Origin of the sequence: Clostridium magnum DSM 2767 (assembly GCF_001623875.1) — a bacterium.
GTDB lineage: Bacteria > Bacillota > Clostridia > Clostridiales > Clostridiaceae > Clostridium_AM > Clostridium_AM magnum.
In genome coordinates this window covers 105,169-119,733 of sequence record NZ_LWAE01000003.1, presented here as the reverse complement: position 1 = coordinate 119,733, position 14,565 = coordinate 105,169, and the positions used below count along the sequence as shown (strand labels likewise).

Here is a 14,565-nt window from a genome sequence, read left to right as displayed (position 1 = left end):
CTTAAAATAAAGATCCAATTCTAAATACTATAAAGGATACAATCCATGCAAGACCAAACTGATATAGTACAGAAAATATAGCCATATTATTTCCGTACTCTTTTTTCATTGCAGCTACAGCAGATATACACGGAGTATATAATAATACAAAAACTAAGAAAGCATAAGCTGAAATTGGTGTGAAGTGATTTAATAGTGTTACATTTAAATCTCCTCCATAAATAACGCCCATAGTACCAAGAACTACTTCCTTAGCCATAAGTCCAGTTAGCAAGGAAACAGAGTTTTCCCAAGAACCAAAACCAAGAGGTTGAAAAATTGGACTTATTAATTTTCCAATAGAAGCAAGTATACTGTTGTTCATTTCAGTCATTCCTGAAAAATTAAAATTAGATAAAAACCAAACAATAACTGATACTGAAAAAATTATTGTTCCAGCCTTCTTTAAGAAGCCCTTTCCTTTATCCCATGTATGAATCATAAGATTTTTAAACTCAGGTAGTTTATATTCTGGAAGTTCTATTATAAAAGGTTCTTCGTCCTTTTTAAACAATGTATTTTTAAACAAAAGTCCTATTATAAAAGCAGTCAATATTCCAATAGAGTACAGTGAAATAATTACACCAACTGCATGTTCAGGGAAAAAAGCAGATATAAAAGCTGCATATACAGGAAGTCTAGCATTGCAGGACATAAGCGGAGATAAAAGAGCTGTAAGTTTTCTATCCCTTTCGCTTTCTAATGTCCTTGCAGACATGATTCCTGGAACTGAGCATCCAAAGCTTATTATAAGTGGAATAAATGCCTTTCCGGATAAACCAATTCTTCTCATTACCTTGTCCATCATTAGAGCCGCTCTTGCCATATAACCACTATCTTCAAGTATAGAAATTCCTAAAAATAGTGCTAGTATAACTGGCAAAAACACGATAACAGAACCTACTCCAGCAACTATTCCATCAACTAATAATGAGCTAAACCAAGGAGCAGTGTTCGCTAGAAGCTCCTTCAAGTAAGGTATAAAGCTAGAATCCATAAAATCGCTAAAAATATCTGCTAAAGGTTGTCCTACCCAACTGAAAGTAAACTTAAAAATCAAAAATAAAATTGCCAAAAACATTGGGTAAGCTAAATATTTATTAAGTACAATTTTATCTATTTTTTCTGAGATTGAAATAGAATCCTTTTTTGTATACTTTAAGCATTTACTTAAAATACTACTTATATAATTATAAGTCTCTTTTTCGTTCTGAAAATGACATCCATTCTCAATTGAAGAACTTAAAAAATCACCTCCCTGAAGTATTCTTTTAAGTTCATCGATACCTCTGTTTTTGGAAGCTACTATTGGAACAACCATAACATTTAATTCCTTAGATAATCGTGAATAATCTATTTGCATACCTTTTGATTCTGCTACATCAACCATATTCAAAACTAAAATTATCGGTTTATTAAACTCTTTCAATTGAGTTGAAAGATAAAGATTTCTATCCAGATTAGATGCATCGACTATATTTATTACTACGTCTGCATTACCATTGAGTAAAAATTCCTTTGCTACTTTTTCCTCATTAGAATATGTATCCATTGCATAAATTCCTGGTAGGTCTACAATTCTTATAGAACTGTCTAAAAAACCTTCTTTTTTATCAACAGTAACACCAGGCCAGTTGCCCACGTATTGGTTAGAGCCAGTTAAAATATTAAAAAGAGAAGTTTTTCCTACATTTGGATTACCTAACAAAGCTGCTGTAATCATAAAAGTCCTCCTGTGTAAATAAAATTTTGAAATTAATCATTTTTAACAAAAATATTTTTTGCATCTTTTTTTCTAATAGCTAAATTGAAGCCTCGTAGATTTATAATAATAGGATCACCAAAGGGAGCAGATGCTTTATAAGCAACTTCAGTTCCTTCTATACAACCGAGAGCAAGAAGTCGTTTTGCTAACTTTTCATCTCCGCAAATATAATCTATTAAAGCTTTTTCACCTGGTTTTAAATCACAAATACACATATTACCACCTCGTAATGAAAATCATTATCATTTATTTAATTTAATAATATCATCTTTGCTAGGGCTTGTCAAGAATGATGTGTTAAAATAAGCCAATATGTGTTATTATTTAAAAAAGAGGGTTAGTATAAGAATTAATATAATTTATGATTGCAATCTTTATATCATAATTGCATATATTATAGTTAACACAATAAAATCCCAAATATGTTTTGAATTAATGAATATAAGTTTTTATTTTAAAGGAGGAGTAAGATGAACATAGCAGCTTTTTTTGATATAGATGGAACCTTATATAGAGAAGGATTAATAGCAGAAGTATTTAAAAAATTAGTAAAGTATGAGATAATTCCCTCTGATAGATGGTATAAGGAAGTTAAACCAGAGTATGACAGGTGGGATAAAAGACAGGGAAATTATGATAACTACCTATTAAAGATGGCTGACATATACATTGAAGCTATCAAAGGACTTCATAAGTCACAAATTGAATTTATAGCTAAAAATGTAATATCTCAAAAGGGAGATAGAGTTTATACTTATACAAGAGACAGAATAAAATGGCACAAAGAAAAAGGCCATAAAGTAATAACAATTTCAGGAAGTCCTATCGAATTAGTAAGGGAAATGTCTATCAAGTACGGGTTTGACGACTATAGAGGTGCGGCATATGTTTTAGACGAGAATGATATATATACCGGTGATGTAACACCTATGTGGGATAGTGAGAGTAAAAAGAAGGCTATTAATGAGGTAGTAGATAAGTACCAAATTGATATTAATGAAAGTTATGCCTATGGAGACACTGCAGGAGATTTTTCTATGTTTAGTATGGTTAAATATCCTATATGCGTAAATCCAACAAATGAAATTCTAAAAAAGGTATTGAATGATGAAGAGCTTAATAAAAGGATACAAATAGTAGTTGAAAGAAAGGATGTAGTATACAATCTTAAGCCAGAATGTATTAATAGTTTCTAGATTTAAGTTACACTTTAATTTATATATGTATGTGAATATATAATAAAAAATGATATAATATTACAGCAGAGAATTTTGCATAATTAATTGGAAAAGAGTGGTATAGTGATAGAAAGACATGAAACTGTAAACGTGAGCACTGTAGAAGAACAGAATTTGCTTACAATAGAAGGAAACAGTCATTTGTTTAAGGATGCCTTGTTTTTTGACTTAGAGCATTATATATACAAAAAACCTATATGTATAGGGGTTTTTGGATGTTGTTATTTTGACATGAAAGAAAATAAGCTAGAAGTTACTCAGTATATGATTGAAAATAAAAATGATATAAAAAGTATATTAAAACTTGCTAGAGACTATTTTAAACTTATGTACGAAAAATATAATAAAAGGTATATAATAACTTTTTCAGGCAATAATGATTTTACAGTAATTAACTATTTATTTGAGAAGTATAAAATAGACTTTGATATAAATGAACATTTTTTTCATCTTGATTTACAAAAACAATATGAAAAGGAAAAACGGGAACCTATTGGCCTAAAGGCACTTGAAAGAAAATTTAGTATTTTTAGAGATAGTGAGCTTATTAGCGGATCTAACCTTGCAAAGACTTTTAGCAAGATTATTAAAGATAGTGATTATATATCAAGAATGCCAGAAGATAAAAAAGAAAAAATACTTTTATATAATCAGCAAGATGTAGTAAGTTTATTTCACATATATGTTAATTGGAATAGTGTAGTTAATAGTAATATATTAGATGAAACCACAGAATAATTAAATTATGGATTAATAAGGAGTTTGATTAATGTTTAGTCCAATAAAAAATACAAAGGTTTATGAACAAGTAATAGATCAAATCAAAGATATGATTTCAAATGGTACTCTAAAAAAAGGAGATAAGCTTCCTTCAGAAAGAGAACTGGTAGAACATCTACAAGTAAGTAGAACATCAATAAGAGAAGCATTAAGAGCACTTCAAATTATAGGACTAATTGAATGTAAACAAGGTGAAGGGAATTATATAAAGGAAAATCCGGAGAATAGTTTATTTGAACCTTTATCAATAATGTTTATGCTTCAAGAGGGTAGTCCTGAGGAAATTATAGAAGTAAGAAAGATTATAGAGGTAGAGACAGCTGCTATGGCTGCACAGAAAATAACAAAAGAAGAGCTAGAGAATTTAGATATATTGATAAAAGCACTTAGAAGTACAACGGATGAAAATGATAACGTAAAAATAGACAAAAAATTTCATTATGAAATTGCAAGAGCTTCAAAAAACTTTATAATAGTTAATATATTAAATGCGATCTCTTCATTAATAGATTCATTTATAGAGGACGCACGAAAAAAAATACTTACAGCTGAACAAAATAAGGAACTTCTACTTAAGCAACATGAAGATATTTATGAAGCTCTTAAAATTCGCAACTCAAAAAAAGCAGCAGAAGCTATGAGAAAGCATCTTGACTTTGCAAATGAATACATGATGAAGTAAATTAATTATAGCAAAAAGGCCTATCTTCACACTGTGGTAGGCCTTTTCTGCATTTTTGTAATGTTAAAACAATATCAAGAAAAATAACGATTTACCAAAAAATAAGGTTATAAAATTCATATCTAATAAAAACCCCAGATTTAAATATGTAAACACAGGAAGTGAAACCTAAATAGATTTGATAAGAAATAAACGCTATATATGAAAAATTTAGAGAATATATGAGGTGTTATTCATAATTTATATTGGATTCATATGCTATTCTTACGACAATTGTAGATATATTTTAAATTGTGTGACAACATAATGTATAACTGGTAAGACCACAATATCACTTGAATATCTAAAGTTAAAAGTATAGATATATAGGACAAATTAATCATAATTCCTCGAAGTACATTTTAGATTCAACCCCTAAATAAGCATGTAATAATTTCAATTATTTGGATAGTTGAATAATTATTAAAGTTTAAGGAATGTATCTTAAATAAATACACTAGAAAATTCAAGGATAGTACAGCTCAAATCACGAGATTAACTTATAACTTGTTAATAAAATAACCTCAATTGACAAAATAAAAAATACTAAACAAAAAATTAAAAAAATTTCAATTTACGGAAAATTGTATAAGCATTGAAATACCAATGTAAACGTTATAGGTGAAAATTTTAACTGTAATGTTAAGGAAATAACTATAGTAGAAACATTCCAAATTGTGTGATACTATGAATTTGATGATTGATGGTCATACCATATTACCAAAAAATAAATCAATTTATTTGGACAGCTTCAAGTAGAGGAAGCTAAATCCTTAGGATTAGATTCATTCTGGCTTGCAGCAGCAAATACAGGTGGAGCTACAGCTGGTAGGATGATATCACCTCAAAGTATAGCAGTAGCTACAGGACTTGCAGGTGCAGAAAGTAAGATACTAAATGTAACATTATAATTCTGTATAGTATATGTAATAGTTTTAGGAGTTGTAGCATACTTTATGAGACCAAAAATTATAAAATGGTAATTTACAAAAATTAAATACATAATGATTCTATCAAAAAATAGTCTAATAATGTAAAAATGTAAAGGAGAGTGAAAATATGAAATTCTGTTATGTGTAAAACAGGTTCCAGATGATTCTGTTGAAATCCATTTGGACAAAGATATGAAAAATTTTATTTAATTCTTTGTAGTAAGGAATCTACAGATGAAATTACTGGTCATGTACGAGCAGTGCTTGGTGAAAAATTGGGAACAGGCTTTGTAGTACGATTGAAATCGTTTTTAAAGATAATGTCATGGAATTTCATCAGCAAAAATTGGAGAGGTAAAACAAGTAAAAGTATGTTGCATTGAATATGTTGAACCTCCTAATAAAGAGGCTGGTATCAAAATTCAAGAGAAAGATGCTACACTAGCAGTAAGTGCTGTTATGGAGCAAATGAAAAAAGTAAAGTCAAAGTAAGGGTTTTCATTCCTTAGATTAGGAATAGAAACAAAATTATAAAAAATAGTATTAAATTAACAAAGAGAAATTTATATAATCACAATACAAATGGTAGTAGTAATTGATAAAAAGGTAGTTCCATGAAAAGATTAAAATAAGGGGGAAAAGGAATGTTATTTGTAAAATTTTTAGTAGCAGTATTACCAATTATTTGGCTGATAGTTGCATTGAGTAGGTTAAAAATGCCAGCTCACAAAGCTACTTCTATTGCGCTTGTTCTTACTTTAGTTTTAGCTATTGGTTTCTGGAAACTAAATGCAGTTTATGCTGCATCAGCGGTATTAGAGGGTATACTCAACGCCTTGTGGCCAATTTGTTTAGTTATTGTTGCAGCTTTGTTTGCGTATAATTTGACTTTACGTACAGGTGCAATGGAATCCATAAAAAAAATGTTGGCCGGAGTCTCTATTGATAAAAGAGTTTTAGTATTACTTATTGGATGGGGATTCGGTAACTTTATGGAAGGAATGGCTGGATTCGGTACAGCAGTTGCTATTCCAGCATCTATGCTCTTTGGTGTTGGAGTAAATCCATTTTCGGCAGTTCTAGCATGTTTGGTTGCTAATAGTACACCAACTGCATTTGGATCAGTTGGAATACCTTTGGTGACACTTTCATCAATAACAGGAGTTCCATCTGCAGTATTGGCAGCAAATACAGTAATTATTGAAGTAATTCTTTGCTTTATTAGTCCGTTTATTATGGTATGCATTGTAGGTGGTGGAATAAAGGCATTAAAGGGAGCTTTCGCTGTTACATTAGTTTCTTCAGCATCATTTGTACTACCTTGGTATATTGCAGGAACAGTAATTGGAGCAGAATTGCCAGATATAGTAGGTTCTATTTGTTGTATGATATGTACAGTTATCGCATCAAAAGTATTTAATAAAAAACCTCAAGCTGAGTATTCCATTGAAGCTCAGGTTACAAATGAAGAGATAGCTGCATCAGTAACTCAGAATAAAGAAGAAGCTATATCATTTGGTAAAGCATTACAAGCATGGTGCCCATTTATTTTAATATTCATAATGTTACTGTTTACATCAACTTTATTTCCATCAGTTAACAAGTTGATTGCACCAATCAAAAGCGTTGTTGTTGTATATGCTGGTAAAGGCGGAAGTAAACTGACTTTTAGTTGGATTAATACACCAGGTGTTATAATTTTTGTTGCTGCAATTATTGGGGGCCTTGTTCAGGGTGCCAAAGTATCAACGATGTTTGATGTATTGGTTGCTACATTAAAAGCAAACTGGAAAACAATCGTTACAATCTGTTGCGTTATGTCAGTAGCGAAGACAATGGGCTATAGTGGAATGATTTCAGACACTGCAAAATTCCTAGTTGCAGTTACTGGATCAGCATATCCGTTATTCGCCCCATTAATCGGAGCTATTGGAGGATTTGTTACTGGTTCAGGTACATCAACAAGTGTTTTATTTGGAGGATTACAAGCAGAAACAGCGAAAAATCTTGGACTTTCTCCAGCATGGATGGCATCAGCAAACGTTCTAGGAGCAGGTATCGGAAAGATGATTTGTCCTCAAAGTATTGCCATTGGTGCAAGTGCAATTAAACAATCTGGTTCAGAAAGTAAAATTTTAGGAAGTGTGTTTAAATATTTTATATGTTATGTAGTTATTGCTGGTATCATATGTTTTTTAGGAACATTATAGAATAATAAAAAATGAAAAAGTTAGAAAAGAATGATTATTATGACTAAGTCAGAGCTGAAGTATGAAAATAGGTTCGACCACCACTTTTGTGAAACCGACTAATAACTGTAAAAATATATTGAAATATAGTACAATGATATTTCATTTATGATACTATAAACACATAACTGGTAATACCATAATACCAGTAGTGTGTTTATAGTTGCAACTAGAGGCATATAGTATAAATAATAATTCCTTAAAGTATATTTTAACTTAACCCTTAAATAATTGCTTTAAATATCTGAGTAATCAAATAATTGTCTAAGGTAAAAATATGTTTATTAAATAAGTTTATTCAAAAACTCAAGAATAATACAATTAAAAAAATTAAAGTAACTTATAATTTGTTAATAAAATAACCATAATTGGTAACTTTGAAATTTTAAAATAGAAATTATAAAAAAATTTAATTTATCAAGAATTCGACAAGTTGTGTAAAACCAGTGTAAACGTTACAAGTGAAAAATTTAACTGCACTGTTAACGAAATAACTATTATAGAAATGTTCTAAAATTTATGATATTATAAATTCAACAAAAGTGGTCAGACCATACTACCAAAAAATAAATAAATTTATTTGGACCACTTCAAGTAGAGACATCTAAATTTTTAGGATTAAATTCATTCTCGCTTTCATGTGCAGAAGATAATATACTAAACTAAACATTAAAATTCTGTATAGTATATATGTAATAGTTTTAGGAGTTATAGCTTACTTTACGGAACTAATATTTAGATTTTAATACTTAATGACAGGGAGGTAATTCCAGATGACAAAAATAAAAATACCATATCATAAGAAAATGCTTGAAATAGAAATTGCAGATAAAAATCTAGTTGGCATATTAGAGTCAAAAGCTGAGGAATTTAAGCCAATATTATCTCAAGAAGAAATTGTTGAAAAAGCTTTGGACAATCCAATTGAAAGTGAAAGTTTGGAAACTTTAGTAGAAGGCAAAAAGAATATGGTGATTATAACTAGCGATCATACAAGACCAGTTCCAAGTAAAATCACAATGCCTATACTTTTAAGAAGAATAAGATCAGTTAATCCTGATATAGATATAAAAATTCTTATTGCAACAGGCTTTCACAGAGCAACTACTCATGAAGAACTTGTAAATAAGTTTGGTGAAGAAATAGTTAAAAATGAAAATATAATAGTTCATGATGCCTTTGATGACAGTTCTTTAGTTAAAGTGGGAATTCTTCCTTCCGGTGGAGAACTTATAATAAATAAATTAGCTGTTGAAACAGAATTATTAATAGCTGAAGGATTTATAGAAGCTCACTTCTTTGCTGGATTCTCCGGTGGAAGAAAGAGTGTACTTCCAGGAATTGCATCAGCAACTACAGTTATGGCAAATCACTGTGGTGAGTTTATAGCAAGTCCATATGCTAGAACAGGAATACTTGAAAATAACCCAATACACAGAGATATGCTTTATGCAGCTGAAAAATCAAAACTTGCTTTTATTCTTAATGTAGTAATTAATAGTGAAAAGAAAATTATTAATGCGGTAGCAGGTCACAGTCAGTTTGCTCATCAGAAAGGTTGCCAATTTGTATTAGAACTTTCAAAGGTTGATAAAGTAGATGCTGATATTGCAATCTCAACTAATGGAGGATATCCTCTAGACCAAAATATGTATCAGTCTGTTAAAGGTATGACTGCTGCAGAAGCAACTTGTAATGAAGGTGGAGTAATAATTATGGTATCCGCTTGTAATGATGGACATGGTGGACAGTCTTTCCATGATAACTTAGCTAATGCAGAATCACCTAGAGCGCTTTTAGATAGAATAGCTAAAGTGCCAAGAAATGAAACTGTTCCAGATCAATGGGAATTCCAGATACTAGCTAGAATGCTTGATAAATATACAATTATATTAGTAACTGATATGTGTGACCCTCAAATGATAAAAAATATGCACATGGAACATGCTTATACTTTTGAAGAAGCACTAAAAAGAGCTTACGAATTAAAAGGCATGGATGCTAAAGTGGCAGTTATTCCTGATGGAGTGTCAGTTATAGTTAGATAAACTATTTAAAAGTTAATTAATAGATAATAAAAATTTGGAGGTATAAATATGGATATATTAGTATGTATTAAACAAGTGCCAGGAACTACAAAAGTAGAAGTAGATCCAGTTACAGGTGTGTTAAAAAGAGATGGAGTAGATTCAAAGATGAATCCATATGACCTATATGCTTTAGAAACAGCGCTAAAAATAAAAGAACAAAAGGGTGGTACTATTAAAGTAATAACTATGGGACCACCACAAGCAACTGAGGTAATAAAAGAAGCATACATGATGGGGGCAGATGAAGGAGTACTTCTTTCAGATAGAAAGTTTGCAGGAGCAGACGTCCTTGCAACATCTTATACAATATCCCAAGGTGTTAAGCAAATGGGAAATATAGATCTAATATTATGTGGAAAACAAACAACTGATGGAGATACAGCACAAGTAGGACCAGAAATGGCAGAGTATTTAGGAATTCCACATATAGCAAATGTTATAAAGATAGAAGATATAAAAAATGATGCTATGGTTGTTGAAATGGATATGCCAAATACTATAGAGGTAGCAGAAATAAAATTCCCATGTCTACTAACAGTAGAAAAGGATATTTTCCAACCAAGACTTCCATCCTATAGAAAGAAATTAGAAACTAAGGATAGAGAAATTAAAATGTTAAGCCTAAAAGACTTTGAAGATCAAGATGAAAAGAGATATGGATTAAATGGATCACCAACACAGGTTGAAAGAATATTTCCACCAGCTGTTAACACCGATAAAGAAATGTGGAATGGAACAGGGGAAGAACTTTCAGAAAAATTAAGTCTAAAACTTAAAGAATTAAAATTCATCTAAGTAGATTTTAAAATTAGAGTATCAATTAATGTAGTAAAAAGCTAGGAGGAATGGAAAAGTGGGTAAATTAGTTGTAAATCAGGAGAAGTTAACTCCTTCAATTATAGAAGAATTAGTAAGTATATGTCCTTTTGGAGCAATAGAAGATAAGGGTGGAAAAATAGAAGTTAATGCAGGCTGTAAAATGTGTAAGCTTTGTGTTAAAAATGGACCAGCTGGAGTAATGGAGTTTGTTGAAGAAGAAACAGAAGCTATAGACAAAAGCTTATGGAGAGGCGTAGCTGTATATGTAGATCATGTAGAAGGTGATATTCACCCTGTAACATATGAATTAATAGGAAAAGCTAAAGAACTGGCAGCTAAGATAAGCCATCCAGTGTATGCTGTATTTGTAGGACATGATGTAAAGGATAGAGCTGAAGAACTTTTACACTATGGAGTAGATGAAGTATATGTATATGACTATGAAGAGTTAAAAGACTTCACAATAGAACCATATACTGCTGCAATGGAAGAGTTCATAAACAAAGTAAAACCATCAACACTATTAGTAGGAGCAACAACCGTGGGAAGATCCCTTGCTCCAAGAGTAGCGGCAAGATTTAAAACTGGACTTACAGCAGACTGTACAATTCTAGATATGAAGGAAAACACAGACTTAGTTCAAATAAGACCTGCCTTTGGTGGTAACATAATGGCTCAAATTATAAATCCAAACAATAGACCACAGCTTGCCACAGTAAGATATAAGGTTATGAATGCACCAGAGAGATCCTCTGAGGCCTCAGGAAAAATTACAGTTGCAGATATGGACAAATCAAAACTTGGTTCAAATATAAATGTATTAAAAGTAACTAAGAAAGTAGTAGAAGCAAGCATATCTGACGCAGAAGTAATAGTTGCAGTAGGTAGAGGGTTAAAGGCTGAAAAAGATTTAGCTATGATAAAGGAATTAGCAGATTTACTTGGAGCACAAATAGCTACGACAAGACCACTAATTGAGGCAGGATGGTCAGATGCAAAGAAGCAAATAGGATTAAGCGGTAGAACAGTAAAACCAAAATTAATCATAACTTGTGGAATATCTGGAGCAGTTCAATTTGCAGCAGGTATGAATAACTCAGAATGTATTATATCTATAAATAAGGACCCTAAAGCATCAATATTTAATGTAGCTCACTATGGAATAGTAGGAGATATATATGAAATAATTCCAAAACTTATTAGCGATATAAAAGAAGGAAAAGGAATAGCTTAATTAGATTAAATGAAAAATCTTAAAAGTTATTTAGTTAAAGTTGAAAACAGGATTAAAAAGTTTGGAGGTAAGAAAAATGACATGTAATTGTAAAAATGAATATAAAAAACTTGATGAAAAAGATGTTAAATTTTTAGTGGAATTACTAGGTGAGGATAGAGTATTTACTGGAGAAGATATAAATGAAGATTTTAGTCATGATGAATTAGGTGGAATAAGTAGAATGCCAGAAGTTTTGGTAGAGGCTTTAAGTACAGAAGAAGTATCAAAAATAATGACATATGCTTATGAAAACAATATACCAGTAGTAGCTAGAGGATCAGGAACTGGATTAGTTGGAGCTTCTGTTGCAATACATGGTGGAATTATGATTAGTTTAGCTAAAATGAATAGAATACTAGAAATAGATGAAGAGAATTTAACATTAACATTAGAACCAGGGGTTCTTTTAATGGAAATAGGTAAATATGTTGAGGAACATGATTTGTTCTATCCACCAGATCCAGGTGAAAAATCAGCAACTATAGGAGGAAATATCAATACTAATGCAGGCGGAATGAGAGCTGTTAAGTATGGTGTTACAAGAGACTATGTTAGAGGGTTAACAGTAGTACTTCCGACAGGAAAAGTAATAGAAGTTGGTGGAAAAGTAGTAAAAAATAGTTCGGGCTACAGCATAAAAGATTTAATCTGTGGATCAGAAGGAACTTTGGGAATAATTACAAAAGCTGTACTTAAGTTATTACCATTACCAAAGAAAGCTATAAGCTTACTTATACCATTCCCAAATCTTGAAACTGCGATAAATACAGTTCCAAAGATTATAAAATCAAAATCAATACCAACAGCCATAGAATTCATGCAAAGAGAAGTTATACTTGCTGCTGAAGAGTTTTTAGGAAAGAAGTTCCCAGATAACTCATCAGATGCATACTTGCTTTTAACTTTCGATGGTAACAGCAAAGAAGACATAGAAAAAGATTATGACAAAGTAGCTCAAATCTGCTTAGCAGAAGGTGCTTTAGATGTATATATTACAGATACAGATGAAAGAAAAGAAGTTGTATGGTCAGCAAGAGGAGCATTCCTTGAAGCTGTTAAGGCTACAACAACAGAAATGGATGAATGTGACGTTGTTGTTCCAAGAAATAAAGTAGCAGATTTTATAAAATATACAGATGACCTTCAAGCACAATTCGATATAAGAATTAGAAGCTTTGGACATGCTGGAGATGGTAATTTACACGTATATGCATTAAGAGATGATATGACACAAGAACAATGGGAAAAGAAATTAAGTGAAGTATTTGAATGTATGTATAAAAAGTCTGTTGAATTAAACGGATTAGTATCAGGAGAACATGGAATAGGATACGCTAAAAAACCATATTTATTCGAACAATATGGTGATGACTATATAGAATTAATGAAGAATATTAAATTAGCATTTGATCCTAAAAATATATTAAACCCAGGCAAGGTTTGCCAATAGAAAATACCGGAGCGTTTAAAGCGCTCTGGTATTTTTTTAGTTAATTTGCGAATAAAAACAAAAATAAGCGTAAAACTAGAAACAGTAGTAATTTTTAAGTAGAGGAGGTTGAGTGCATTGACAGTTGGTTCTAAAGTTAAACAGACATTGGTTAGTTTAAAGAGTACTCAAAGTACCTTAAGAATGTATTCCATACAAACTCAAGATAGAAAGGCTAAACTTGCATACAAGGAAGCTTTAAAAGCAACCGATGAAGTTGTTCAAGATTTAGAAAGAAGATTAAGGGTTGTGGAATTTCAGGAACCCCAATATAAAGGAAATTAATTGGAGGCAAATATGAAAACTTGGTTAATAGTATTATTTAAATCTATAGGTCTATTTTTTTTGACTTTGATTTTAATAAAAATTATGGGCAAAAAATATACCAGTAAAATGACACCATTTAATTTTATAAATTATGCAGTAATTGCAATTCTAGTCTCTCTAGTATCTGTAAATATAATTTCAAACTGGGCTTTTGGAATTGTAGCTTTAGCTGTATGGATTGTCCTTCCTGTGTTACTAGATTATTTATCAATGAAAAGTAAAGTTGTTTATGATTTGATAAATGGTAAGGAAACAATCCTAGTAAAAGAAGGCAAAGTAATGGAAGATAATTTAAGTCAAGTAAGATTTTCAGGGGAAGATCTTTTGAGGGAAATGAGATCTAAAAATGCTTTTAATTTGGCAGATGTAGAATTTGCAGTAATGGAATCAACAGGAGATATAAATGTAGTTTTAAAATCAGATAAAAAACCGGTAACTCCACATGATCTTGGAATAAAGGTTTCACCCCAAGGTGCGCCTCAAACAGTAATTTTAGATGGAAATGTAATTAATGAATCCTTAAGCAACATGGGATTTAACCAAGGATGGCTTAATGCACAATTAGAAAATATTGGAGTGACTCTAGATAATGTGTTTATAGGGCAAGTAGATTCTAGCGGAGAACTTTATGTAGATCTTTTTGATGACATAATAGAAATTCCGCAATCTAATGTAAGAGAACTTCTTTACGCCAACATAGAAAAGGCTCAGGCTGATCTTATGTCCTATGCATTGGAGACTGAAAATCAAAAGGCAAAGGCTATGTATACAAATAATGCTAACAAATTAAAAAATGTGATGGAAAAACTTAAGCCATATTTATTACGATAGAGGGTGATA

At 31.0% G+C, this 14,565-nt stretch carries 12 protein-coding genes and 3 pseudogenes; 13 read left to right on the top strand and 2 right to left on the bottom strand.

Features of this window, described 5'->3' with window-relative positions:
- Position 1: 1 nt before the first annotated feature.
- Positions 2-1,762: a ferrous iron transport protein B gene (gene feoB, locus CLMAG_RS13995; RefSeq protein ID WP_066623461.1), complete on the bottom strand. Its 1,761-nt coding sequence runs from the start codon at positions 1,760-1,762 to the stop codon at positions 2-4.
- A gap of 32 nt (positions 1,763-1,794) precedes the next feature.
- A complete protein-coding gene (locus CLMAG_RS13990; RefSeq protein ID WP_066623458.1) occupies positions 1,795-2,019 on the bottom strand; it encodes a FeoA family protein in 225 nt (74 codons plus the stop codon).
- Positions 2,020-2,274: 255 nt separating this feature from the next.
- On the opposite strand from CLMAG_RS13990, the gene CLMAG_RS13985 reads away from it, so the two are divergent.
- The 13 genes and pseudogenes from CLMAG_RS13985 (at position 2,275) to CLMAG_RS13940 (ending at position 14,556) form a co-directional block, all read left to right on the top strand.
- On the top strand, positions 2,275-3,000 hold the full coding sequence (locus tag CLMAG_RS13985) for an HAD-IB family hydrolase (protein ID WP_066623455.1): 726 nt from the start codon (positions 2,275-2,277) through the stop codon (positions 2,998-3,000).
- Between the two features lie 105 nt (positions 3,001-3,105).
- Positions 3,106-3,780: a ribonuclease H-like domain-containing protein gene (locus CLMAG_RS13980; protein ID WP_066623449.1), complete on the top strand. Its 675-nt coding sequence runs from the start codon at positions 3,106-3,108 to the stop codon at positions 3,778-3,780.
- 31 nt (positions 3,781-3,811) lie between these two features.
- Positions 3,812-4,504, top strand: coding sequence for a FadR/GntR family transcriptional regulator (locus tag CLMAG_RS13975; RefSeq protein WP_066623447.1), 693 nt, complete (start codon positions 3,812-3,814; stop codon positions 4,502-4,504).
- A gap of 776 nt (positions 4,505-5,280) precedes the next feature.
- Positions 5,281-5,451: pseudogene (locus tag CLMAG_RS30795) on the top strand (L-lactate permease); the annotation flags it as partial.
- A gap of 218 nt (positions 5,452-5,669) precedes the next feature.
- Positions 5,670-5,815, top strand: a pseudogene (locus CLMAG_RS34980) (electron transfer flavoprotein subunit beta/FixA family protein); the annotation flags it as partial.
- A 5-nt stretch (positions 5,816-5,820) separates the two neighbouring features.
- A pseudogene (locus CLMAG_RS34975) lies at positions 5,821-5,967 on the top strand (electron transfer flavoprotein subunit beta/FixA family protein); the annotation flags it as partial.
- A gap of 152 nt (positions 5,968-6,119) precedes the next feature.
- Positions 6,120-7,685: an L-lactate permease gene (locus CLMAG_RS13970; RefSeq protein WP_066623445.1), complete on the top strand. Its 1,566-nt coding sequence runs from the start codon at positions 6,120-6,122 to the stop codon at positions 7,683-7,685.
- 812 nt (positions 7,686-8,497) lie between these two features.
- Positions 8,498-9,772 carry a nickel-dependent lactate racemase gene (gene larA / locus CLMAG_RS13965; protein ID WP_066623441.1) on the top strand — a complete coding sequence of 425 codons (1,275 nt, stop codon included), beginning with the start codon at positions 8,498-8,500 and terminating at the stop codon, positions 9,770-9,772.
- A gap of 48 nt (positions 9,773-9,820) precedes the next feature.
- Positions 9,821-10,609 carry an electron transfer flavoprotein subunit beta/FixA family protein gene (locus CLMAG_RS13960; RefSeq protein WP_066623432.1) on the top strand — a complete coding sequence of 263 codons (789 nt, stop codon included), beginning with the start codon at positions 9,821-9,823 and terminating at the stop codon, positions 10,607-10,609.
- 58 nt (positions 10,610-10,667) lie between these two features.
- Positions 10,668-11,867 (top strand): FAD-binding protein, encoded by a 1,200-nt coding sequence (locus CLMAG_RS13955; protein ID WP_066623429.1) that lies wholly within the window; start codon positions 10,668-10,670, stop codon positions 11,865-11,867.
- A 76-nt stretch (positions 11,868-11,943) separates the two neighbouring features.
- Positions 11,944-13,359, top strand: coding sequence for an FAD-binding oxidoreductase (locus CLMAG_RS13950; protein WP_066623427.1), 1,416 nt, complete (start codon positions 11,944-11,946; stop codon positions 13,357-13,359).
- A 117-nt stretch (positions 13,360-13,476) separates the two neighbouring features.
- Positions 13,477-13,683 carry a DUF1657 domain-containing protein gene (locus CLMAG_RS13945; protein ID WP_066623426.1) on the top strand — a complete coding sequence of 69 codons (207 nt, stop codon included), beginning with the start codon at positions 13,477-13,479 and terminating at the stop codon, positions 13,681-13,683.
- 12 nt (positions 13,684-13,695) lie between these two features.
- A complete protein-coding gene (locus tag CLMAG_RS13940) occupies positions 13,696-14,556 on the top strand; it encodes a DUF421 domain-containing protein (protein ID WP_066623424.1) in 861 nt (286 codons plus the stop codon).
- The last annotated feature ends 9 nt before the right edge of the window (positions 14,557-14,565 follow it).